This is a genomic window from Lentzea sp. CA-135723 (assembly GCF_050936595.1).
Classification (GTDB): Bacteria; Actinomycetota; Actinomycetes; order Mycobacteriales; family Pseudonocardiaceae; genus Lentzea.
In genome coordinates, this window is the sequence record NZ_JBNJMK010000001.1 from 5100417 (window position 1) to 5121357 (window position 20941).

The 20941-nt window shown below is 68.5% G+C and carries 27 protein-coding genes; 13 read left to right on the forward strand and 14 right to left on the reverse strand.

All coding sequences use genetic code 11. The features are described 5' to 3' along the window. The first annotated feature begins 150 nt into the window (after positions 1-150). The 3 genes from ACQEU1_RS23150 to ACQEU1_RS23160 are packed head-to-tail and all read left to right on the forward strand — an operon-like array spanning position 151 to position 3238. The gene (locus ACQEU1_RS23150; protein WP_433205307.1) at positions 151-1395 is read left to right on the forward strand and encodes an ABC transporter substrate-binding protein; all 1245 of its coding nucleotides are present in this window, start codon (positions 151-153) and stop codon (positions 1393-1395) included. Continuing rightward, positions 1392-2348 (forward strand): carbohydrate ABC transporter permease, encoded by a 957-nt coding sequence (locus ACQEU1_RS23155; protein WP_433205310.1) that lies wholly within the window; start codon positions 1392-1394, stop codon positions 2346-2348. The genes ACQEU1_RS23150 and ACQEU1_RS23155 overlap by 4 nt, the downstream gene beginning before the upstream one ends. Then, a complete protein-coding gene (locus tag ACQEU1_RS23160; RefSeq protein WP_433205313.1) occupies positions 2345-3238 on the forward strand; it encodes a carbohydrate ABC transporter permease in 894 nt (297 codons plus the stop codon). The genes ACQEU1_RS23155 and ACQEU1_RS23160 overlap by 4 nt, the downstream gene beginning before the upstream one ends. Before the next feature lie 63 nt (positions 3239-3301). On the opposite strand, the gene lepB is transcribed toward ACQEU1_RS23160, so the two are convergent. From lepB to ACQEU1_RS23205, 9 genes are all read right to left on the reverse strand, one after another. After that, a complete protein-coding gene (gene lepB / locus ACQEU1_RS23165; protein ID WP_433205316.1) occupies positions 3302-4159 on the reverse strand; it encodes a signal peptidase I in 858 nt (285 codons plus the stop codon). Positions 4160-4169: 10 nt separating this feature from the next. Next, positions 4170-5555 (reverse strand): sensor histidine kinase, encoded by a 1386-nt coding sequence (locus ACQEU1_RS23170; protein ID WP_433205319.1) that lies wholly within the window; start codon positions 5553-5555, stop codon positions 4170-4172. Next, on the reverse strand, positions 5552-6247 hold the full coding sequence (locus ACQEU1_RS23175; RefSeq protein WP_285642478.1) for a response regulator transcription factor: 696 nt from the start codon (positions 6245-6247) through the stop codon (positions 5552-5554). Before ACQEU1_RS23175 ends, ACQEU1_RS23170 begins: the two co-directional genes overlap by 4 nt. A gap of 69 nt (positions 6248-6316) precedes the next feature. After that, on the reverse strand, positions 6317-6928 hold the full coding sequence (locus ACQEU1_RS23180; RefSeq protein WP_433205323.1) for a trimeric intracellular cation channel family protein: 612 nt from the start codon (positions 6926-6928) through the stop codon (positions 6317-6319). Positions 6929-6947: 19 nt separating this feature from the next. Further along, the gene (locus ACQEU1_RS23185; protein WP_433205326.1) at positions 6948-7931 is read right to left on the reverse strand and encodes a nucleotidyltransferase domain-containing protein; all 984 of its coding nucleotides are present in this window, start codon (positions 7929-7931) and stop codon (positions 6948-6950) included. A gap of 11 nt (positions 7932-7942) precedes the next feature. Beyond that, positions 7943-8728 carry an SAM-dependent methyltransferase gene (locus ACQEU1_RS23190; RefSeq protein WP_433205329.1) on the reverse strand — a complete coding sequence of 262 codons (786 nt, stop codon included), beginning with the start codon at positions 8726-8728 and terminating at the stop codon, positions 7943-7945. After that, complete coding sequence (locus ACQEU1_RS23195; protein WP_433205332.1) at positions 8728-9885, reverse strand: GNAT family N-acetyltransferase; 1158 nt, start codon at positions 9883-9885, stop codon at positions 8728-8730. Before ACQEU1_RS23195 ends, ACQEU1_RS23190 begins: the two co-directional genes overlap by 1 nt. 10 nt (positions 9886-9895) lie before the next feature. Continuing rightward, positions 9896-10717, reverse strand: coding sequence for a 3-hydroxyacyl-CoA dehydrogenase family protein (locus ACQEU1_RS23200; RefSeq protein ID WP_433205335.1), 822 nt, complete (start codon positions 10715-10717; stop codon positions 9896-9898). After that, positions 10714-11034: an EthD family reductase gene (locus ACQEU1_RS23205; protein ID WP_433205338.1), complete on the reverse strand. Its 321-nt coding sequence runs from the start codon at positions 11032-11034 to the stop codon at positions 10714-10716. Before ACQEU1_RS23205 ends, ACQEU1_RS23200 begins: the two co-directional genes overlap by 4 nt. A 74-nt stretch (positions 11035-11108) precedes the next feature. Between ACQEU1_RS23205 and ACQEU1_RS23210 the strand changes: the two genes are divergently transcribed. Next, complete coding sequence (locus ACQEU1_RS23210; RefSeq protein ID WP_433205341.1) at positions 11109-11756, forward strand: histidine phosphatase family protein; 648 nt, start codon at positions 11109-11111, stop codon at positions 11754-11756. Here the strand turns inward: ACQEU1_RS23210 and rpmF are convergent. From rpmF to ACQEU1_RS23225, 3 genes are read right to left on the reverse strand one after another with little or no spacing between them, the layout of a single operon-like run. Continuing rightward, positions 11753-11914: a 50S ribosomal protein L32 gene (gene rpmF / locus ACQEU1_RS23215; protein ID WP_433205344.1), complete on the reverse strand. Its 162-nt coding sequence runs from the start codon at positions 11912-11914 to the stop codon at positions 11753-11755. The two genes, ACQEU1_RS23210 and rpmF, sit on opposite strands and share 4 nt — an antisense overlap. Next, a complete protein-coding gene (locus tag ACQEU1_RS23220) occupies positions 11914-12165 on the reverse strand; it encodes a type B 50S ribosomal protein L31 (protein WP_433205347.1) in 252 nt (83 codons plus the stop codon). Before ACQEU1_RS23220 ends, rpmF begins: the two co-directional genes overlap by 1 nt. After that, positions 12162-12554: a GTP-binding protein gene (locus ACQEU1_RS23225; protein WP_433205350.1), complete on the reverse strand. Its 393-nt coding sequence runs from the start codon at positions 12552-12554 to the stop codon at positions 12162-12164. The genes ACQEU1_RS23220 and ACQEU1_RS23225 overlap by 4 nt, the downstream gene beginning before the upstream one ends. A 12-nt stretch (positions 12555-12566) precedes the next feature. On the opposite strand from ACQEU1_RS23225, the gene ACQEU1_RS23230 reads away from it, so the two are divergent. Genes ACQEU1_RS23230 through rpsR form a run of 5 tightly spaced genes read left to right on the forward strand, consistent with a single transcriptional unit; the run spans position 12567 to position 14033 of the window. After that, a complete protein-coding gene (locus tag ACQEU1_RS23230; protein WP_433205353.1) occupies positions 12567-13067 on the forward strand; it encodes a hypothetical protein in 501 nt (166 codons plus the stop codon). 45 nt (positions 13068-13112) lie between these two features. After that, entirely contained in the window at positions 13113-13343 is a 231-nt protein-coding gene (gene rpmB, locus ACQEU1_RS23235; protein ID WP_433205356.1) for a 50S ribosomal protein L28, read from the forward strand. Next, positions 13343-13510 (forward strand): 50S ribosomal protein L33, encoded by a 168-nt coding sequence (gene rpmG / locus ACQEU1_RS23240; protein ID WP_191303664.1) that lies wholly within the window; start codon positions 13343-13345, stop codon positions 13508-13510. Before rpmB ends, rpmG begins: the two co-directional genes overlap by 1 nt. Beyond that, positions 13510-13803: a 30S ribosomal protein S14 gene (gene rpsN / locus ACQEU1_RS23245; protein ID WP_394614024.1), complete on the forward strand. Its 294-nt coding sequence runs from the start codon at positions 13510-13512 to the stop codon at positions 13801-13803. The genes rpmG and rpsN overlap by 1 nt, the downstream gene beginning before the upstream one ends. Continuing rightward, positions 13803-14033, forward strand: coding sequence for a 30S ribosomal protein S18 (rpsR, locus tag ACQEU1_RS23250; RefSeq protein ID WP_401034082.1), 231 nt, complete (start codon positions 13803-13805; stop codon positions 14031-14033). The genes rpsN and rpsR overlap by 1 nt, the downstream gene beginning before the upstream one ends. Here rpsR and ACQEU1_RS23255 read toward each other — a convergent pair. Then, positions 13981-14337 carry a hypothetical protein gene (locus tag ACQEU1_RS23255; RefSeq protein WP_433205361.1) on the reverse strand — a complete coding sequence of 119 codons (357 nt, stop codon included), beginning with the start codon at positions 14335-14337 and terminating at the stop codon, positions 13981-13983. The two genes, rpsR and ACQEU1_RS23255, sit on opposite strands and share 53 nt — an antisense overlap. An 84-nt stretch (positions 14338-14421) precedes the next feature. On the opposite strand from ACQEU1_RS23255, the gene bluB reads away from it, so the two are divergent. Further along, entirely contained in the window at positions 14422-15054 is a 633-nt protein-coding gene (gene bluB, locus ACQEU1_RS23260; protein ID WP_433205364.1) for a 5,6-dimethylbenzimidazole synthase, read from the forward strand. A 36-nt stretch (positions 15055-15090) separates the two neighbouring features. After that, complete coding sequence (locus ACQEU1_RS23265) at positions 15091-16584, forward strand: diguanylate cyclase (protein ID WP_433205367.1); 1494 nt, start codon at positions 15091-15093, stop codon at positions 16582-16584. 7 nt (positions 16585-16591) lie between these two features. Here the strand turns inward: ACQEU1_RS23265 and ACQEU1_RS23270 are convergent, their stop codons facing one another. Further along, positions 16592-17185, reverse strand: coding sequence for a response regulator (locus ACQEU1_RS23270; RefSeq protein WP_433211688.1), 594 nt, complete (start codon positions 17183-17185; stop codon positions 16592-16594). On the opposite strand from ACQEU1_RS23270, the gene ACQEU1_RS23275 reads away from it, so the two are divergent. Both ACQEU1_RS23275 and ACQEU1_RS23280 read left to right on the forward strand, forming a co-directional pair. Beyond that, positions 17093-17314 (forward strand): hypothetical protein, encoded by a 222-nt coding sequence (locus ACQEU1_RS23275; RefSeq protein ID WP_433212014.1) that lies wholly within the window; start codon positions 17093-17095, stop codon positions 17312-17314. The two genes, ACQEU1_RS23270 and ACQEU1_RS23275, sit on opposite strands and share 93 nt — an antisense overlap. Positions 17315-17690: 376 nt before the next feature. Then, positions 17691-20891: a penicillin acylase family protein gene (locus ACQEU1_RS23280; protein WP_433205370.1), complete on the forward strand. Its 3201-nt coding sequence runs from the start codon at positions 17691-17693 to the stop codon at positions 20889-20891. The last annotated feature ends 50 nt before the right edge of the window (positions 20892-20941 follow it).

The following is a 20941-nucleotide window of genomic DNA, read 5'->3' on the forward strand; positions in this document are numbered from 1 at the left end:
CTGTGTGCCTGGGACCACATTGTGCGCAACTTTGTTTGAGTCCTGTTCGGTTCGCACGAGCGAGTGTCACCCGTAGGAGCGATGATGGTTCTGCACACGCCTGGTTCCACTCCGTTACCGCACTTCGGTCGGCGAACGATGCTGCGAGTCATGCTGGCCGGTGCCGGCGTCGCGGCGACCGGTGGTCTCCTCTCGGCCTGCGGCGGTGGATCGAGCGCGGGCGGCGACTCCAAGGTGGTCACCTTCGGCAACAACCTGTCCGACCAGGTGCCGAAGGACGCGATCACGGCGGCGGTGAAGGCCTTCGAGGCCCAGTCGGGCGGCCTGTCCGTCACGATCAACACCAAGCAGCACGAGCAGTACCAGGAGCAGATCAACAACTACCTGCAGGGCAAGCCGGACGACGTGCTCGCGTGGTTCGCCGGCTACCGCATGCGGTTCTTCGCGGACCAGGGACTCACGGCCGACCTCAGCGACCTGTGGGGCAAGGTCGGCGGCAACTACTCCGACGCGCTCAAGCAGGCCTCCACGGGCACGGACGGCAGGCAGTACTTCGTGCCGTTCACCCAGTACGCGTGGGGCATGTTCTACCGCAAGAGCGTTTGGCAGGAGAAGGGCTACGCGGTCCCGAAGACGCTCGACGAACTGGTCGCGCTCGCCACGAAGATGAAGGCCGACGGCCTGATCCCGATCGCCTTCGCGCAGAAGCAGGGCTGGCCGGGCATGGGCACGTTCGACCAGCTGAACTTCCGCACGAACGGCTACCAGTTCCACGTCGACCTGCTGGCGGGCAAGGAGGACTGGCAGGACAAGCGCGTCAAGGACGTCTTCGACACCTGGAAGCGCCTGCTGCCGTTCCACCAGGAGAACGCGCTCGGCCGCGAGTGGCAGGAAGCCGCGCAGTCGTTGCAGCAGAAGAAGTCCGGCATGTACCTGCTCGGCGCGTTCGTCGGCCAGCAGTTCCCGGACGCGGAGAAGGACGACCTCGACTTCTTCCCGTTCCCGGAGATCAACCCGACGCACGGCACCGACACGGTCGAGGCGCCGATCGACGGCTACATGATGGCGAAGAAGCCGTCCAATTCGGACGGTGGCCTCAAGCTCCTGGAGTACCTGTCCAGCGCCGAGCCGCAGCTCGCCTACCTGAAGGCCGACCCGACCGCGGTCGCCACGAACCAGAAGGCCGACCAGGCCGGCTACAGCCCGCTGCAGAAGAAGGTGGCGGACACCATCAAGAACGCCAAGCACATCACGCAGTTCCTCGACCGCGACACCGACCCGGGCTTCGCGAGCGAGGCCGCCACCAACGGCCTGATCGAGTTCATCAAGGACCCGAACAGCGTCGACTCCGTGCTCAAGGGCATGGCTGACCAGGCGAAGAACATCTTCAAGTGACCGCGGTGCAGGAGAAGCCGAAGGCGGTGGCCCCCTCGGGGCCGCCGCCTCGTCGGCGTGGAAAGCGTGCCACGGCCCTCGCCGGCACGGACAAGCTCGTGCTGGCCCTCATGCTCGGCATCCCCACGGTCGTGCACCTGCTGTTCGTGTGGATCCCGACCCTGGGCTCGGTCGCGCTGTCGTTCAGCAAGTGGAACGGCATCGGCGGCTTCGAAGACATCGAGTGGATCGGTGTCGGCAACTACGTGGAGATCTTCACCGAGTACCCGCGCTTCTGGCCCGCGGTCCAGCACAACCTGATCTGGCTGGTCTTCCTGCTGGTCGTACCGACCTCGGCAGGCCTGCTGCTGGCCGTCCTGCTGGACCGCGAGCTCAAGTTCAGCCGCGTCTACCAGAGCGCGCTGTACCTGCCGATGGTGCTGTCGCTGGCCCTGGTCGGCTTCATCTGGCAGCTGATCTACACCCCGGACGGCGGCCTGCTCAACTCGCTGCTGGGCCTGAGCGCCAACCCGGTCGACTGGATCGGCGACTCGGACATCAACCTCTACGCCGTCCTCGTCGCGGCCGCGTGGCGCCACACCGGCTACATCATGCTGCTGTACTTGGCGGGTCTGAAGTCCGTGGACCCGGCCCTGAAGGAAGCGGCTGCGCTGGACGGGGCCTCGGCCTCGCAGACGTTCTTCCGCGTGACGTTCCCGGTGATGAAGCCGGTCAACATCGTCGTCCTGGTCGTCACGGTCATCGAGGCCCTGCGCGCGTTCGACATCGTCTACGTCATCAACAAGGGCCGCAACGGCCTGGAACTGCTGTCCGTCCTGGTGACCGACAACATCATCGGCGAGGCCTCCCGCATCGGCCGGGGTTCCGCGGTGGCCGTGGTCCTGCTGACGATCTCGCTCGGCTTCATCATCACGTACCTGTACCAGGTGTTCAGCAAGGAGAACCGCGCATGACGGCCACCTTGGAACGCCCTGCTCAGCGCAAGCACCCGGTCACGCCGGCCCGCATCGCCCTGCACGTGTTCCTGATCCTCACGTGCCTCATGACGTTGGCGCCGTTGTTGTGGGCGGTCTACGCATCGCTGCGGACCTACGACGACACGTCGGTCAACGGGTACTTCTCGATCGCCAAGTCGTTGACGTTCGAGAACTTCGCCAAGGCGTGGGAGATCGGCGACCTGCCGCACTTCTACTGGAACACGCTGCTGATCACGATCCCGGCGCTGGTCCTGACCCTGCTGCTCAGCTCGATGGTGGCGTTCGGGGTCTCGCGGTTCAGCTTCAAGTTCAACATCGCGCTCCTGATGCTGTTCACCGCCGGCAACCTGCTGCCCCAGCAGGTGATCGTGACGCCGCTGTGGCGCCTGTACCGGCTGATCGTCGTGCCGGAGTGGATGTCCGAGAGCGGCTCGCTGATCGACTCGCAGCTCGGCGTGATCCTGATCCACATCGCGTTCCAGATGGGCTTCTGCACGTTCGTCCTCTCGAACTACATGAAGACGATCCCGTACGAGCTCACCGAGGCAGCGCGGGTGGACGGCGCGTCGGTGTTCCGGCAGTACTGGCAGCTCACGTTGCCGTTGTGCCGCCCGGTGCTGGCCGCCTTGGCGACGCTCGAGTTCACCTGGATCTACAACGACTTCCTGTGGGCGTTGGTGCTGATCCAGGACGGCGACAAGATGCCGGTCACCTCGGCGTTGCAGAACCTGAAGGGCACGTTCTTCACCGACAACAACCTGATCGCGGCGGGCTCTCTCCTGGTCGCGCTGCCGACGCTGGTGGTGTTCTTCGTGCTGCAACGGCAGTTCGTGGGCGGCCTGACCCTGGGCTCGACCAAGGGCTGATCAGCCAGAACGCACAAGCGCGCCCCGGCGGACAGCCGGGGCGCGCTTTGCGTCTGCTGGTGGCTACTTCCCGCCGGTCTGCGGGTTGTGGTCCGAGATCGTCCCCCACCGGCTGACCGGGATCACGATCACCCGGGCCTTGCCGACGACGTTGGAGATCGGGATGGCGCCGTCGGCCGGCGTCGGGTCCCCGTGCTTGCGCGAGTCGGACGAGTTGTTCCGGTTGTCGCCCATCACCCACAGCTTGCCCGCGGGCACGGTGACCTTCTCGAATGACTCCTGCTGGCGGGGCCCGCCGCCGAAGTTCAGGTAAGGCTCGTCCAACGGCTTCCCGTCGACCATCACCCGGCCCTGCTCGTCGCAGCACTCGACGGTCTGGCCGCCGACCGCGATCACGCGCTTGATGAAGTCGGTCCCGCTGGGCTCGGACAGGTTCACCATCGACCCGAGGTCCTGCAGCGTCCCGACCACGAAGTTGGGCGGTTCCTGCCCACCGGTCCAGTTCGGCGGACCGCGGAACACGATCACGTCACCTGGCCGGGGGTCGTTGAACAGGTACGTGATCTTCTCGACCAGCACCTTGTCGTTCACACACCCCGTGCACCCGTGCAACGTCGTCTCCATGGACGCGGACGGGATCACGAAGACGCGCGCGACGAACGTCTGGATGACGACGGTCAGCAGCAGCGCCACGCTGAAGATGACCAGCAGTTCCTTCCAGAACGGCTGTTTCTTCTTCTTTTTGCGGAACCGGGGAGCCGGATCCTCTTCCTCGTAGGCGGAGGACCGCGACGAACGGTCCTCGTACGACGAAGCGCGCGAACCGGACGTCGAGAAGCGTGACGTGGGCTCGGCGGGGCCGTCTCCGGAGGGAGGGGTGGTCTCCCAGGTCGACGAATCGTCGTTCACGCGATGACTCACACGCCCCACCTTACGGACGTCCGGGTAGGCGCAACGTGAACAGGGCCCCGCCCTCGGGGGCTCTGCCCGCCGTGGCCGTGCCGCCGTGCCGTTGTGCCACCTGCTTGACGATGGCGAGTCCGAGCCCCGAACCCGGCAGGGTCCGCGCCTCGGACGAACGGTAGAACCGCTCGAAAACGTGAGGTAGATCGGCGTCCGCGATGCCGGGGCCCGCGTCCGCGACCTCCACGATGGCGGTGCCGTCACCCATCTGCCGAAGGGTCAGCCGCACCGCCGAGCCCGACGGGCTGAACTTCACCGCGTTGTCGAGGAGGTTCAGCACGGCGCGCTCCAGAGCACTGGAATCACCCAGAAGTGTCCACGGTTGCAGCTGCACGTCGAACGTCACGGCGTTCGAGGCGCGGCGGCGCGCGCGGTCCAGAGACCGTTCTACCACCTCGACGAGGTCGACCGGCTCGTGGATGACCTGCGGGGCGTCCTCGCGGGCGAGTTCGACCAGGTCACCGATCAGCGTGGTGAGCTCGTCGAGCTGGCCGCGGACGTCCGCCTGGATCTCCGCTTTGTCCTCTTGGGACAGGGTGGGCGAATCGGGGCGTTCCGAGGCGAGCAGCAGTTCCAGGTTGGTGCGCATGGACGTCAACGGCGTGCGCAGCTCGTGGCCCGCGTCGGCGACCAGGCGGCGTTGTCGTTCCTGCGACTCCGCGACGGCGCCCAGCATCGCGTTGAAGCTGTGCGTCAACCGGGCCAGCTCGTCGTCGCCCGACACCGGGATCGGCGTCAGGTCGCCGGTGTTGGCGACCCGTTCGGTGGCCTCGGTGAGCCGTTGGACGGGTCTCAGGCTCGTCCGCGCCACGGCCGTGCCGGCGATGGCCGCGAGCAGCACGCCCGCACCGCCGATCAGCAGCAACACGACGCTGAGCTTCGCGAGCGTCGTCCGCTGCGGCACCATCGACTGGGCGATGATGATCGCCTGCCCCGGCTGGTACGGCACGGCGATGACGCGCGACTCGGTCTTGTGGTCGGTCCAGATGAACTCGCCGCGGTCGCCGTCCGCGACGTCCCAGGCCTCCTGGACGGTCGGCGGCGGGTCGGACTCCTTCGGGTACGAGAGCTTCCCGGAGTCCGCCAGCAGCACGCCCATCTTCACGTCACCGGCCGCGAGGAACGCGGCCGGGTAGTTGATGAACTCGTTCGGGTCGTTGACCTTCTTGCCGTTGGCGACCGTGGCGGCGCGCTGTCGCAGACTCTCGTCGAGAGCGTCGTAGGTGCTCTTCCGCACGACCATGTACGCGCCGAGGGACACCAACGCGACGGCGCCGGCGACGCAGAACGCCGCGAGCCAGGTGACCCGGGCCCGCAGCGACGCCCTCTGCAGGCGCCCCTGCGGTTCGATCACGGAGGGGTCTCCCGCAGGACGTAGCCCACCCCGCGCACCGTGTGGATCAGCCTCGGCTCGCCCTCCAGCTCCGTCTTGCGGCGCAGGTAGCCCACGTAGACCTCGAGAGCGTTGCCCGAGGTCGGGAAGTCGTATCCCCACACGTCCTCCAGGATGCGGCTGCGGGTGAGCACCTGGCGCGGGTGCGCCAGCAGGAGCTCGAGCAGCGCGAACTCGGTGCGGGTGAGGCTGATCGGACGCTCGCCGCGGCGCACGTCGCGGGTGGACGGGTCCAGCTCCAGGTCCGCGAACTTCAGTGCGGCCGCGGACTGCTGGGCGGCGTCGTCGTCATGGGCGGCCCGGCGCAGCAACGCGCGCAGGCGGGCCAGCAGCTCCTCCAGCGCGAACGGCTTGGGCAGGTAGTCGTCGGCACCGGCGTCCAGACCGGACACCCGGTCGCTCACGGCGTCCCGTGCGGTCAGCACGAGGATGGGCAGGTCGTCGCCGGTGCTGCGCAGCCTGCGGCACACCTCGAGGCCGTCGAGGCGGGGCATCATCACGTCGAGCACCATCGCGTCCGGCCTGGCCGCGGTCACCGACTCCAGGGCCTGCATGCCGTCTCCGGCAGTCTCGACCTGGTAGCCGTTGAACTGGAGCGAGCGGCGGAGTGACTCCCTGACCGCCCGATCGTCGTCGACAACGAGGATGCGCATGAGGGCAGTCTTGCCGAGCCATCTGAGAAGTGCCTGAGAAGCGCCCTAACAGCGGGTGTGAGTTCGGCGTTAGCCCTCGAGGCCTCTGGCGACCGGCGCGTTCCACTTCCGCCAGAGCGCGATCAGCCTGATGGTGATGATCAGCAACGCACCCGCCAGCGCAACCAGGCCTTTCGGGAACCCGGCCCACTCGCCCACCGCCACCACCACCGCGCCGGACAGCGCGGCCACGGCGTAGATCTCTCTCCTCAGGACCAACGGGATCTCACGAAGAAGAAGATCCCGGAGCGCGCCACCACCGATTCCGGTCGTCATACCGATCAGGCAGGCCGCATAAGGAGTCGCGCCAAGTGTGAGCGCAGTTGACGTGCCGGACGTCACGAACAGACCGAGCCCCACGGCGTCCAGCAGCAGCACCGAGCGGCGGAGCTTCGCGACCTGCGGGTGGAACCAGAAGACGATCAGGCCGGTGCCGCCGGCGACCAGCAGGTACGGCCAGTTCCGCAGCGACGTCGGCGGGTGCACGCCGAGCAGCACGTCGCGGATGATGCCGCCGCCCAGCGCCGTGGTGAGCGCCAGGATGATCACGCCGAACACGTCGAGGCGGGCCCGCACCGCGGCCACCGCGCCGGAGGCGGCGAAGACCGCGATACCGATCAGCTCCAGGACGATGAGCAGCACGAACGGACACAGTAGTGCGTTACTTCTGGAACGCTTCCCGGCGGTAACCGGCGTCCAGGCGGCCGCCCGCCGCCAGCAGCACGCCCTCCACGGCGGCGATGAACCGCGCCGGGCCCTCCCCGCGCGCCAACGCCCGGTAGGAGTCCACGAGGTCGTTCTCGCCGGCGTCGCGCAACCGCCGCAGCAGCCACTTGCCGTGCCCGAGCCACCGGTTCCGCACGACCAGCGCCAGCTCGCCCGCGCAGGTCAGCAGCCGTGCCGCGACGAACAGCCGTTCGTCCTCGTCGCGCGCCCCGATGAGGTCTTCCAGCAGGTCGGTGGTGTGGTAGCGCCGGTCCTCCAGCTCGGACGCGGTCGCGGGCGGCGGTCCGGCGTCGAGCAACGACCGCGCCTCGGCCCGCATGCGCTGCCCGGTGCCGTCGGCGTCGAGCATGAGGAACCCGTCGGCGCACATGTTCAGCAACGGCGGCCGCCGGCCCTCGGCGTCACGGGCCACGAAGTCCCAGAACGACTCGATCGTGTGACAGAACAGCTCGACCGGCCAGCCGCGGTGCCGCAGCGTCTCGCGGAACGCACCGGGCAGGTCGTCCACGACCACGATCACGTCCAGGTCGGAGTTCGCGGTGTAGGTGCCCGCCGCGACGCTGCCGCCGAGGAACGCCGCCCTGGCGAGCGGGTAGTACGTGTCCAGCAGGTCGCGCGCCACCTGCACGGGGTCCTTGTCCCAGTCCAGCGGGTGGCCGGTGACGTAGTAGTCCTCGTCGGGGTTCAGCGGGCCGAGCACGTGCTCCACGCACGGCCGGATCGCGGGCAGCACCTCGTTCAGGTCGACGAGCCACGGGTTGTTCTCGGCGTCGAAGAACGGCCTGATCATCAGGAACTCGGTGCGCGAGATCTCCCGGACGCTGACGGGGGCGCCGCTGAGGTGCTTGGCATACCCCTTCAGGCGCCAACCCATGTTGTCGCCGTAGGCATGCCTGACCTCGTCCTGGTCCCCCGCCACACGGCCATTGTTCACACGCGTGCAACCGCCAGCAAATACCCCAGCGACGGTTGGATGGCGAGCGGCGACAGGATCTCGTCCAAATAGCGGCGCGCCTCTTCTCCGTGCTCCGCAACGAGAGCGTCGTAATGCCTGCGCGCGCCCTCCTGCATCCGCGGCACGGTCCTGCGCGTCTCGTTGCTCAGGTCGACCATCTCCACGACCTGCAGACCGGCCGCCGCCATCAGCTTCGGGTAGCCGCCGAACGACGGCAGCTCCTCGATGTCGTACGTGGTCATGATGGACCGGATGTCGTCGATCACCCCGTCGGGAACCGGCCTGCGCTGCACGAAGTCCGACACCACCACCAGGCCGGACGGCTTCACGACCCTGGCGAGCTCGCGCAGCACGCTGACCCTGTCCCCCAGGTGCGGCAACGTCTCCACGGCCCACGCCGCGTCGAACGAGCCGTCGGGGAACGGCATCGCGTGCGGGTCGGCGTGCACGAACCGCACCTGGTCGTCGACGAACAACGCCTCGGCGCGCGAGTTGGCGCGTTCGACGTGCTCGGCGAACGGCGACACGGACACGATGTCCGCGTGCGAGGCCTCGGCCAGCCGGAACGCGGACGTGCCGACGCGGCGGCCGAGGTCCAGCACGCGCGAACCGTGCCACGCGCCGAGCTTCTCGATGTGCAGCGCCGTCATGCGTTCGGCGGCGACGCGGTTGGACGACTCGTCCTCTTCGGACGCCCACAGGCCGAAGTGGAGGTTGTGGTCCCAGATGGCCCGCATGACCTCGTGGTAGACGTCGGCCATCAGAAGAAGTCCGCGAGCCGGGGCACGCCGGACGTGCCGGTGAGCTGGTCGAGCACCACCGCGTCGGCCGGGTCGCCCTCCAGCAACCCCGCGCGCCGCAACGCATGCGTGTTCTGCGCGCCGGAGAACCACGGCCCGAGCGCCCGCGCGTGCAGCCGCACCGCGCCGGTGCCGCCGGGTTCGACGCGCACCGCGCCGTCCTCGACCACGAGCCGCTGCGGACCCGCGTGCCACGGCGCGTGCGCGTCGACGACCTCCAGGTCCACCGCGGTGTCGGCGAGCCGCGGCCAGCCCCGCGCGGCCACGGCGGCGGGCAGGTCCACGACCCGTTGCATCCAGGTCGAGCTCCACACCGAGTGCCGCATCGGGGTGCTGCCGAGGAGGTTCACCGTGGCGGGGTCGGTGATCCGCACGTCGACCGCCTCGAGCGTGCCGGCCCAGGAGGCGAGCGAGCGGAGCAGCGTCAGCTGGGCGTCCACGTCGACGGCGATGAGGTCGAACACCTTGAGACGGCCCATGTCCCCGCCGGGCTCGCGCTTCGCGGTCAGGTAGCCGCGCAGCCCGTCCTGGCCGGGGAGAACCGTCACCAGGTCCATCTCCAGCACCTTCTCGACGTCGATGCGCGGAGGGCGGCGGTCCGCCATGCCGTCGATCGTCCTGGCCACTTCGAGATAGCAGTCGTGCAGCGCGGTGAGATCGCTCCCGGTCGCCGGGCGCGAGGCTACCGGTTCGGCGGCCCTCGGAGCTGAGAGCAGCCTGTCCATCGACAGCTCCACCCACTCGAAGACGCCGGCCTTCTCCCAGCCGCGGCCCCGGTAGACGGCGGGGACCGTGGCGTACAGCGCCGAGATGGGCTGACCGTGCTCGCGCATGACGTTCAGCGCCTCGTCGAGCAACGCGTTCGCGACTCCCCTGCCGCGCAGCGAGCCGTCGACGGCGACACCACCGATCCCTCCCATGGGGACCGCGGCGCCGCCGTAGAACTGGGCGAACTCCCCGATGCCGAGCACACCCGCGATCCGGCCGTCGAGCTCGGCGACGAGTCCGTGCGTACCCGGTTTCACCAACCGTTCGGGTCGTTCGGACGAGTTGAACGCGAGCTTGCGAAGCCGGAAGACGGCCTCGATGTCGTCGTCGGTGTACTCACGGATGCGCACGGACAACTATCTACCAGGAAAAGAAGCCCTGACCCGTCTTCTTCCCCAGCTCGTTGCGCGCGACCTTGTCCCGCAGCAACCGCGGCGGGTCGAACCGGGGGCCCAGCCGCGCCGCGAGGTGCTCGGCGATGGCCAGCCGGACGTCGAGTCCGACCAGGTCGGTGAGCTCCAGCGGGCCCATCGGCCAGCGGTAGCCGAGCTTCATGCCGGTGTCGATGTCGGCGGCGGACGCGACGCCCTCCTCGACCATCCGGATCGCTTCCATGCCAACGGCGACGCCCAACCGCGAGGTCGCGAACCCGGGAGAGTCACGCACTTCGATCACGGTTTTTCCCAGTTGTTCGGCCCAGGTTCGCACCTTGGCCACGTTCGCCGGGTCGACGCCGTCGTGGTGCACCAGCTCGACGAGCTGCTGCACGGGGACCGGGTTGAAGAAGTGCATGCCCAGCACGCGTTCGCCGGGCAGCCCCTCCGCGATGTCGGCGATCGAGAGCGACGACGTGTTGGAGGCGAGAACCGCGTCCGGACACTTCGCCGCCGCGTCGCCCAGCACCTTCTGCTTGAGCGGTACGTTCTCCGGCACGGCCTCGACGACGAGCTCGGCGTCCGCCGGCGGTTCGGCCACGGTCAGGTTCGCCAGCAGCTCGTCGGCCTCGGCACCGTTGAGCTTGCCCTTGGCCTCGGCCTTGTGCAGCGAGGACTTCACTCCCAGGAAGCCGGCACGCGCCCGTTCGGCGTCGGCCTCGACGAGCCACACCTCGTGACCGCCGGCGAGCAGCAGGTGCGCGATGCCCGCACCCATCGTGCCGCCGCCGATGACGACGGCCTTCACGACTCGACCACCTCGGCGCTGAACATCGCGACGAGCTCCATCCCGCCGATCTCGGCGAGGTTGGCGCCCGACGTGGCCCACTCGGGGGACTGCAGGGCAGCCCTGAAGGTCTCCTCGGACGTGAAGTACATCTCGGCGACCAGGTACGGGTCGGTGTCACCGAGGAACCCGGCGAGGAACACCTGCTGCACCTTGGCGACCTCGGCGCGGACCAGGCCGGGAACGGAGTTCACGATCGGCAGGTGCGACTCGAAGTACTTCTGGTCGAAGCCCTCGGGGTCGGCCGGCCGCCGGTACAGCACGATGTACTTGATCATGTGACACCATCCTCCTCGACTCGCCGAGCACTGTAACGCCCGGAGCACCCCGCGAGCTGAGGCACGATGGTGGAGTGCGGATCATCCTGCTGCGCCACGGACAGAGCCTCGGCAACGTCGACGAGCTCGCCTACTGCCGCATCCCCGACCACGCCCTCCCGCTGACGGCGACCGGCGAGGACCAGGCACGGGCCGCCGGACCGGGGATCAGGGAGCTGATCGGCGACGGCCCGGTCGCGGCCTACGTCTCGCCGTACAAGCGGACCAAGCGGACGTTCGAGCTGCTCGGGATCGACGCGGAGCGGATCGTCACCGAACCGAGGGTGCGCGAGCAGGACTGGGGCAACCTCCAGGACCCGGTGCAGCAGGAGGTGCTCAAGCACCAGCGGCACGCGTTCGGGCACTTCTTCTTCCGGCTGCCCAACGGCGAGTCGGGCGCGGACGTGGACGACCGGGTGGCGGCGTTCCTCGACGGCCTGACCGTGCGGATGCACAAGGACGAGCACCACCCGAAGACGGTGCTGGTCGTGTCGCACGGCCTGACGATCAGGTTGCTGTGCCGCAGGTTCTTCGACTGGAGCATCGACCTGTTCGAGTCGCTGTCCAATCCGGACACCTGCGAGAACCGCGTGATCGACCACGACGGCGACGGGTGGAGGCTGGACCGCCCCTTCGACCAGTGGCGCGACTCACCGGACGGAACGGTCCAGCACCCGGTCTAGATCAGTCCGCGCTTGTAGGCGGCGACGAGGCGGCGAGGCACGAGGAGTTCCTTGCCGTCCAAGGTGCGCACCTTGACCAGGTCCGGCGCCGTCGCCTTCCACTGCGACCGCCGGTGCCGCGTGTTCGAGCGTGAGGTCTTGCGCTTGGGAACGGCCATCAGCGCTCTCGCTTTCCGTAGCGGCGGTTGAACTTCTCGACCCGGCCCGCGGTGTCCATGACCCGTTGCGTGCCGGTCCAGAACGGGTGCGAGTCGGCGGTGATGTCGACGACCAGCAACGGGTAGGTGTTGCCGTCCTCCCACTCGATCGTCTTGCCGGACTTCGCGGTCGACCGGGTCAGGAACGTCTTTCCAGTGGACGCGTCCTGGAAGACGACCGGGTGGTAGTCGGGGTGGATTCCGGGCTTCATACATCCAGCTTTCGGATCGAGTCCACGAAGGACAGTTCGTCGTCGGTGAGCAGCGCCTGGGTGAACGCCGCCGTGATCGCGTCCGGCTCGCCGAGCGTGATCGCCACGATCTGGGTGGTCTTCCCGCCGCGCGGCCCGCCCGCGCCGACGTGCATCCCGCAGCCCGCGGACTCCAGGTGCAGCGCCACGTCCGGTTCGTCCGCGACCCACAGCCGGCCGCGCGAGCGCACGACCGTTCCGTCGAGCAACGAGTCGAGCGCGTCGTTGAGGCGAGCGCGTCGTTGAGGCGAGCCGGGTGGAACGGCCGGTCCGCCGTGAAAACCGCCGTCGAGACACCACATTCCGGCGTCAGCGGCACGAGCCGCGGTCGTGCGGATCGCCTCACACACACGGTTTCCGGCGTGCAGCGGTGTGCGCCGGGAGCGAGCCGGTCGAGCACCGCGAGCGTGCGGCCGTCCGGATCTCCTTGCAGCACCAGCACGTCCGCCGCCTCGGCCTGCGCGACGACGACCTGCGCCACCGTCCGCCGGTCGCTGGTCATGGACGCGTCGCTGAGCGCGTCGTCCAGCCAGGTCGCCGCGTCGAGCACGGTGATCACGCACTCGACGTCGATGCCGAGGTTGCGCCGCACCGCGTCCGGTTCCAGCAACGGGTCCAGGTGCAGCACGACCGTGTGGCCCGCCAACGACGACAACAACGAGCACAGGTCCTCGCGCACCGTGCAGGACACGCAGCCGTGCAGCAGTTCGACGTCGGTCGCGATGCCGTCGACCCACCGCCGCACGCACGTTTCCGCGGCGACGTGCCGCACGAGCACCGAACCGGGCCGGTCACGCCACACCCGCACGGCGACGTCGTGGTCCACCAGCCCCGCCACCATGACGACAACGGTTTCCATGTGAGGTACCGTAGATGAAAACGAAAGTCGTTTCAATCTGGAGGTACTCGTGCGCTGCCAGCTGACCGGCCGGGAGCCGGGCTTCGGCAACCGCGTCTCGCACTCACAGCGGAAGACCCGGCGCCGGTGGGACCCGAACGTCCAGCGCAAGCGGTACTTCGTGCCGTCGCTGAACAGGGTCGTGACGCTCACGCTGTCCGCGAAGGGCATCAAGACCGTGGACAAGATCGGCGTCGAGGCCGCCGTGGCGAAGATCCGCAAGCTCGGGGTGGAGGTCTGATGGCGAAGAGCACGGACGTCCGGCCGATCATCAAGATGAGGTCCACCGCCGGCACCGGGTACACGTACGTGACCCGCAAGAACCGCCGCAACGACCCGGACCGCCTGGTGCTGCGCAAGTACGACCCGGTCGCGCGCAGGCACGTCGAGTTCAAGGAAGAGCGCTGATGGCGAAGAAGTCGAAGATCGCCGCGGACCGGCGCCGGCGCGAGGTCGTGGCCAGGTACGCGGAACGGCGTGCCGAGCTCAAGGAGAAGCTGCGGCACCCGGAGACGCGCGAGGAAGCGTTGCGGGGCCTGCAGAAGCTGCCGCGCGACGCATCGCCGACCCGGTTGCGCAACCGGGACGTCGTGGACGGACGACCGCGTGCCTACAACCGGAAGTTCGGACTGTCCCGCGTGCGACTGCGGGAGATGGCCCACCGCGGCGAACTGCCGGGCGTGTCGAAGGCGAGCTGGTGATGCGCGAACGGAAGCCGCTCAAGCGCAGGGTGAACCTGCTCGCGAAGGAGGGCGTGACCGTCGTCGACTGGAAGGATGTCACGCTGCTGCGCAAGTTCATCTCGGACCGGGGCAAGATCCGGTCCCGCCGTGTGACCGGCCTGACGCCGCAGCAGCAGCGCCAGGTCGCCACGGCCGTCAAGAACGCACGGGAGATGGCCTTGCTGCCGTACCCGTCACAAGGGCGATGACGCGGATCGCCGCGCTGGCGAGGAACGCCAGCGCGGCGAGCTGCACCAGCAACGCGAGCGCCCAGGTCGTGTGTTCGTCGACCGTCAGATCGCCACGAACACCCACCAAGAAGGTCGCGTAGAGGCCCCAGCACTGCAGCGCGGCCAGGCCCGCCCCGACGATGGTCGTCTTCAGCGAGACGACGACCACGACCGCGGCGAGCAGCACCAGGGCCACGAGCGGCCAGGCGCCGGTGAACGTGGTCACGCCGACTCCGCCGCCGAATCCGAGCGCGGAGCCGTAACCACCCCTCATTCTTCGCATCCGCTCGGTGTAGCGCGCCAGGTGAGATCAGCGCCACCTCCTCGGCGTGAAGTTGGTGCTTTCGAGTGAGGCACGATCGGTCGAATGAACCTGTACGACGTGGTCCACCGCCGCAGGGACACCCGCGCCGAGTTCTCCGGTGAGGAAATCCCGGAGGACGTCCTGCGCCGCGTTTTGGCGGCCGCGCACGCCGCTCCCAGCGTCGGGTTGTCGCAGCCGTGGGACTTCGTGCTGGTGCGGGACGAGTCGACCCGGCGGGCGTTCCGCGACCACGTCCAGGCCGAGCGCAGCGTCTTCGCGGCGCAGCTCGACGAGGAGCGCGCGGAGACGTTCGCGCGGATCAAGGTCGAGGGCGTCATGGAGTCGTCGCTCGGCATCGTGGTGACCTACGACCCCGATCGGGGCTCCCCGGCGGTGCTCGGCCGGCACGCAATTGCGGACGCGGGCTTGTACTCGGTGTGTCTGGCCATCCAGAATCTGTGGCTCGCCGCCACCGAGGAGGGCCTCGGTGTTGGCTGGGTGAGCTTCTACCGAGAAGATGTGCTGCGCCGCCTGCTGGACATCCCCGCCAGGGTCCGTCCGGTGGCGTGGCTGTGCGTGGGACCGGTTCGTTCGCTGCCCGACACGCCCGATCTGGAACGTCACGGATGGCGCAACCGCCTACCCCTCGATGACGTCCTGCACCACGATCGGTACGGGGCGCGACGCACCCGGTAGCCTGTGCGGGCCGCTCGGCGAGTCGGAACGGAGTCGATGACCGAGGTGGAGCAGCGCGAACCGCTGGTAGCGGGCCAGATTCCGCGATTGGACCTCGAAGTCCGCGCGTTGTACAACGCTGGCCGCGTGCCGGAGGCGAACAGCCTCTTCGACGAGGTGGTCACCAAGGTGTCCCCCGGCGCTGACCGCTGGGTCCGGTCCGCCGTGCTGGTCAACCGGGCCGTGATGGCGTGGCGTCTCGGCCGCATCCCCCTCGCGCTCGAACTGGCCGCCGAGGGCTGGACCGACCTCGACGCCGAACGTTCCGACAGCCCGGCCGTGGCCCACACGATGGGCTCCCTCGGCTATCTGATGGAGGGCATCGGCAACCGGCGCGCCGCCCTGGACATGCTGCGGCTGTCCGTCCAAGTGGCACGGCGTGCGGGCAACACCGACGTGCTGGCCCAGTGCCTGCAACGCCTCGGCGGCTCCCTCAACTTCCGCGCCTGCTCCGGACCTCCCGCCGCGGCGCCCGCGATCTTCGAGGAGGCACTGGCCTACCTGGACGAAGGCCTCGGCATCGTCAAGGACGAGGGCCACCGGCGTGCCCTCCTCGGAGCGTGCGGGCGGTCGCTCGCCGGTGTAGGCCAGCTGGACAAGGCCGAGGAGATGGGCGAGGAGACCCTGCGGCTGTCGACGGACGCCACCGACCTGTGGGGCATCTCCGTCGGCAACTGGGTCCTCTCCGTCGTGCGCCGCGAACAGGGCGACCTGGACGAGGCCCGCACACTCGCATCCCGTGCGGTGTCACACGCCGAACGCATCAACGACACGTCACTGCTGCTGCGGTTCTCCACGGAGCTCGCGGACATCTGCCACGGGCTCGACGACGCGCAGGGAGAGGCCGAGGCGTTGCGACGGTCCATGCAGGCCTCCCGCACGGCCAGGGAGACGTTGCAGGAGGGCCTCGGTCAGGCGCTGGAACAGCGGCGGGTGGCCGTGCAGGCGCAACGGCTCGCGGTGGCGGCGCAGGAGGCCGCGGCACGCGATCCGTTGACAGGTCTCGCGAACCGGCTCGGGCTGGAACGCGCGGCCGCCGCGTTGCTGGAGTCGACGGCGGCGCGCGGGCGGGTGCCGTGGCTGGTGCTGGTCGACGTGGACTGGTTCAAGAACGTCAACGACGACGCCGGGCACGCGACGGGCGACGCGGCGTTGCGCGAGATCGCGACGCTGCTGCGGCGCGAGTGCCGGGCGGACGACCTGGTGGCGCGCTGGGCCGGCGACGAGTTCGTGGTGCTGCTGGGCGACACCGGGCCGAACATGGACGTCGGTCCGAACGTGGCGGAGCGGATCCGCGCGGCCGTCGACGGGCACGACTGGACGATGGTGCTGGGCGCGGTCCGCCGCCCGACCGTGAGCATCGGCGTGGCGGCCGGACCGGCCAAGCTGGACCAGCTGTTCGCGGCCGCGGACATGGCGCTCTACCGCGCCAAGCGCCACGGCCGCAACAGGGTCGAGGTCGAGCCCTCGGTGGACGAGGTCGTGCCGTAGAGGCGTGTCAGGCGATCAGGCCGCCGCGGTAGGCCACCAGCGCGGCCTGCACGCGGTTGACCGCGCCGATCTTGCCGAGCACGGACGAGACGTAGCCCTTCACCGTCGCCTCCGACAGGTGCAGGGTGCCGCCGATCTCCGCGTTGGACATGCCCTGGCCGATCAGCACGAGCACCTCGCGCTCGCGTTCGGACAGGCTCTGCAGAAGCCGTCGCGCCGGCTCCGCCATTCGTTCGCCGTCGGCCACCGCCGCGAGAACCCTCGCCGCGACGCCGGGGTCGAGAACCGCTCCTCCGCGCGCGAGATCGCGCACGGCTTTGACGAGTTGTTCCGGTTCGGTGTCCTTGAGGAGGAAACCGGCCGCGCCGAGACGCAGCGCCTCCGAAACGTATTCATCCACGTCGAACGTGGTCAGGATGCAGACCCTCGGTGGGTCCGGCAGGGTCCGCAGCCTCCGCAAAGCCACGAGTCCGTCCGAGGTGCGCATCCGGATGTCGAGCAGAACCACGTGAGGACGGTGCTGGCGCGCCAGGTCGGCTACCAGGTGTCCGTCATCGGCCTCAGCAACAACTTCGATGTCTCCGACGCTGCTCAGGATCATGCGAAGGCCGGAACGGACGAGATCCTCGTCGTCGGCCAGCAGAACCTTGATCACGACGCCTCCCGCATTGGCGTTCCGTGCTCCCTCATGTTCGTGATCTTCGCGTACGCACGCCGAAGGTCACGTTAATTCTCAGTTATCTCATCATGTGGTAACGGATTTTCGAGATCACCGGCAACGTTCACAGTTACCGGAATTGGCGTCCGACTTCGCTGCGTAGGCATGCCACCTGGTCTTTGGAGGGGCCATCGGAACTGTGCGTGACCAAAACTCGAAATCCCACTGAGTGGAATGCCGTACCAGAAACACGAGTCCACCCTCGGTAATCCGATTCAGATGTCTCGTTTGGTCTCGTTTCTGCCCATATGGCTTTTCGATGGGTTTCCGCATCGATGCAGAGGTCTCGGCTCGGTTCCGGAAAACGCGAAGGTCTTTCGCGATAGCCGTACCCGAAAGTAACGTACGTCACAACAGCCCTGCCCTGCACGGAGAGGAGCTTCGCGCGATGCGGAGAGCCAATCCGGTGACGTCCCTGCTGGCGATCGCCGCCGTCACCGCCTCCCTTCTGATCGTTCCCGCCGCTGCCGCCGAGGAGCCGCCACGCGCGGCCGCGTTCGCCGCCGACGACTACTGCCTCGGGCAGTGCGGCGACATCGTGCCGCCCGGTACCAACGGCAACGCGACGCTGGCCGAGATCCTGACGCACAAGGCGTTCGGGACCAGGCCCGCGCACTCCGCCGACCAGCTCGGCAAGTACGACGCGCTGGTGTCCGGCTATTCCGGCCTCACCAACTCCCAGCTGACGGACTTCTTCAACGACGCGTCGTTCGGGGTGCCGTCGGACCAGGTGGAGAGCACCGTTCGACCGCGGTCCGACGTGACGATCGTGCGGGACAAGAAGATCGGCATGCCGCACATCACCGGCACCACGCGGTCCGGGACGATGTTCGGCGCCGGCTACGCGGCCGGCCAGGACCGGCTGTGGCTGATGGACCTGTTCCGGCACCTCGGCCGCGGCCAGCTGACCGGGTTCGCGGGCGGCGCGCCGTCCAACCGGGTGCTGGAGCAGAGCTTCTACAACCAGATCCCGTACACCGAGGAGGACCTGCAGCGGCAGATCGACTCGGCGGCGGCGAACGGCGGTGAGCGTGGCCGGCAGGCGTTGGCCGACGTCAACGACTACATCGCCGGCATCAACGCGTACCTGACGCAGTCGATCTCGGCGCGCAACTTCCCCGGCGAGTACGTGCTGACCGGGCACGCCGACGCGATCACGAACTGGAACGACATCCAGCCGTTCAAGTCGACCGACATGGTGGCGATCGCCGCGGTGGTCGGCGGTCTGTTCGGCGCGGGCGGTGGCGGTGAGGTGCAGTCGGCGCTGGTGAAGCTGGCCGCGCAGAACCGGTACGGCGCCGCGGTCGGTGAGCAGGTGTGGCAGGCGTTCCGGGCGCAGAACGACCCCGAGGCCGTGCTGACCCTCCACGACGGACAGTCGTTCCCGTACTCGGCCTCGCCTGCCTCTCCCCAGGGCGTGGCTCTGCCGGACGGCGGTGCGGTGACGCCGGAGCGGATGGTCTACGACGAGGTGGGCGGGACGGGTGCACCCGTCGCCGTTCCTGCTTCTCCCGAGGTGGCCAAGGCGCGCGGGATCTTCGAGGACGGCGTGCTGCCGCCCGACCTGCTGAACAAGAAGCACGGCATGTCGAACGCTCTCGCGGTGTCGGGTGCTGCGACCGACTCGGGCAACCCGATCGCCGTGTGGGGGCCGCAGACCGGGTACTTCGCGCCGCAGCTGCTGATGCTGCAGGAGCTCAACGGGCCCGGCATCCGTTCGCGCGGTGTGTCGTTCGCGGGCGTGTCGATGTACGTGCAGCTCGGCCGTGGCGTCGACTACTCGTGGAGCGCTACTTCTTCCGCGCAGGACATCATCGACACCTACGCCGTCGAGCTGTGCAACGTGGACGGTTCTCCTGCTTCTGCCGCCTCTACTTCCTACCGGTTCCACGGTGCCTGTCTGCCGATGGAGCGGTTGGAACGTCGTAACGCCTGGAAGCCGACCGTTGCGGACGGGACGCCCGCCGGGTCGTACACGCTGGTGATGTACCGGACCAAGTACGGGCTGGTGACGTCGCGGGCGACCGTGGGCGGCAAGGTCGTGGCCTACACGACGTTGCGGTCGACGTACATGCACGAGGTCGACTCGATCATCGGGTTCCAGGAGCTCAACGACCCTGGTGCGATCCGTTCGGCCGCGGACTTCCAGCGGGCGGCCAACAAGATCGGGTACGCGTTCAACTGGTTTTACGTGGACTCGCGGGACAGCGCGTACTTCAACTCGGGCCTGAACCCGACGCGCAGGTCCACTGTGGACCCGAACCTGCCGGTGTGGGGCCGTGCCGAGTACGAGTGGGTGGACTGGAACGCCGACACGAACGTGAGCGCCGTGCTGCCGTTCGCCGGGCACCCGAACTCGATCAACCAGGACTACTACGTCTCGTGGAACAACAAGCAGGCCAAGGACTTCACGTTCGGCGGGTTCGGCCACAGCGCCGTGCACCGCGGTGACCTGCTGGACCGCCGGGTGCGTGCGCTGCTGGCTTCCGGCCAGAAGGTGACGCGGGCGTCGCTGACGCGCGTGATGGCCGAGGCGGCCGTGGCAGACCTGCGGGCTGAGCAAGTGTTGCCCGAGTTGCTCAGGGTCGTGGAGTCGGCGCCGGTCGACGCTTCCCTCGCCCCGGCCGTGGCGGCGTTGAAGGCCTGGCAGACCTCCGGCTCGTTGCGCAAGGAGACCGCGAAGGGCAGCAAGGCGTACGCGCACGCCGAAGCCATCCGGATTCTCGATGCCTGGTGGCCGTTGCTGGTCGAGGCGCAGTTCAAGCCGTCGCTCGGGGACGGCCTCTACAACGCCGTGGTGGCGGCCCAGCAGGTCGACGAGTCGCCGTCCGACACGCACGGTGCCGCGCCGCACAAGGGTTCCTCGTTCCAGTACGGCTGGTGGGGCTACGTGGACAAGGACCTGCGCAAGGTCCTGGGCGACCCGGTGCAGGGCGCGTTCCCGCAGACGTACTGCGGTGGCGGCACCCTGGCGGGCTGCCGCACGGCCCTGGTGTCGTCGCTGTCCGCGGCCGTCGCCAAGCCGGCGAACGCGGTCTACCCGGGCGATGCCGACTGCGCCGCGGGCGACCAGTGGTGCGCGGACACGATCATCCACCGCGCCATGGGAGGCATCACCCAGGACAAGATCCACTGGCAGAACCGCCCGACGTACCAGCAGGTCGTGCAGTTCCCGTCCCGCCGCGGCCAGAACATCGCCAACCTGGCGGCAGGACGCGCGGCCACCGCGTCGTCGCACGAGTCGGGCTGGAACAACCTGCCGCCGTCTCAGGCCGTGGATGGAAATCCGACCTCTCGCTGGGCGAGCGACTGGAACGACGACCAATGGATCCAGGTCGACCTCGGCTCAGTGCAACGGATCGGTCGCACCGTGTTGCGCTGGGAGTCGGCGTTCGGCAAGGGGTACCGCATCGAGATTTCCAATGACGGCACGAACTGGCGGAACGTTTTCTCCACAAGTAGTGGCGATGGCGGCGAGGATGTCGTAGCGTTCACACCACAGGACGCGAGATACCTCCGGATGACCGGCACCCAACGAGCCGGGCAGTACGGATACTCCCTGTACGAGCTTGAGGTCTACGTCTCGTAGGCCTTCGAGATGAGGACGCCGATCCACCCCCAGGGGTCGGCGTCCTCTAC

Coding starts and splice junctions, on each gene's coding strand:
- rpmF (WP_433205344.1), bottom strand. CDS start 11,914: ATGGCCGTTCCCAAGCGCAAGACCTCACGCTCGAACACGCGGCACCGG.
- ACQEU1_RS23255 (WP_433205361.1), bottom strand. CDS start 14,337: ATGCGAAGAATGAGGGGTGGTTACGGCTCCGCGCTCGGATTCGGCGGC.
- ACQEU1_RS23175 (WP_285642478.1), bottom strand. CDS start 6,247: ATGCGCATCCTCGTTGTCGACGACGATCGGGCGGTCAGGGAGTCACTC.
- rpsN (WP_394614024.1), top strand. CDS start 13,510: ATGGCGAAGAAGTCGAAGATCGCCGCGGACCGGCGCCGGCGCGAGGTC.
- ACQEU1_RS23265 (WP_433205367.1), top strand. CDS start 15,091: ATGACCGAGGTGGAGCAGCGCGAACCGCTGGTAGCGGGCCAGATTCCG.
- ACQEU1_RS23205 (WP_433205338.1), bottom strand. CDS start 11,034: ATGATCAAGTACATCGTGCTGTACCGGCGGCCGGCCGACCCCGAGGGC.
- ACQEU1_RS23280 (WP_433205370.1), top strand. CDS start 17,691: ATGCGGAGAGCCAATCCGGTGACGTCCCTGCTGGCGATCGCCGCCGTC.
- ACQEU1_RS23270 (WP_433211688.1), bottom strand. CDS start 17,185: ATGATCCTGAGCAGCGTCGGAGACATCGAAGTTGTTGCTGAGGCCGAT.
- ACQEU1_RS23160 (WP_433205313.1), top strand. CDS start 2,345: ATGACGGCCACCTTGGAACGCCCTGCTCAGCGCAAGCACCCGGTCACG.
- ACQEU1_RS23190 (WP_433205329.1), bottom strand. CDS start 8,728: ATGGCCGACGTCTACCACGAGGTCATGCGGGCCATCTGGGACCACAAC.
- rpsR (WP_401034082.1), top strand. CDS start 13,803: ATGCGCGAACGGAAGCCGCTCAAGCGCAGGGTGAACCTGCTCGCGAAG.
- bluB (WP_433205364.1), top strand. CDS start 14,422: ATGAACCTGTACGACGTGGTCCACCGCCGCAGGGACACCCGCGCCGAG.
- rpmG (WP_191303664.1), top strand. CDS start 13,343: ATGGCGAAGAGCACGGACGTCCGGCCGATCATCAAGATGAGGTCCACC.
- ACQEU1_RS23220 (WP_433205347.1), bottom strand. CDS start 12,165: ATGAAGCCCGGAATCCACCCCGACTACCACCCGGTCGTCTTCCAGGAC.
- ACQEU1_RS23150 (WP_433205307.1), top strand. CDS start 151: ATGCTGGCCGGTGCCGGCGTCGCGGCGACCGGTGGTCTCCTCTCGGCC.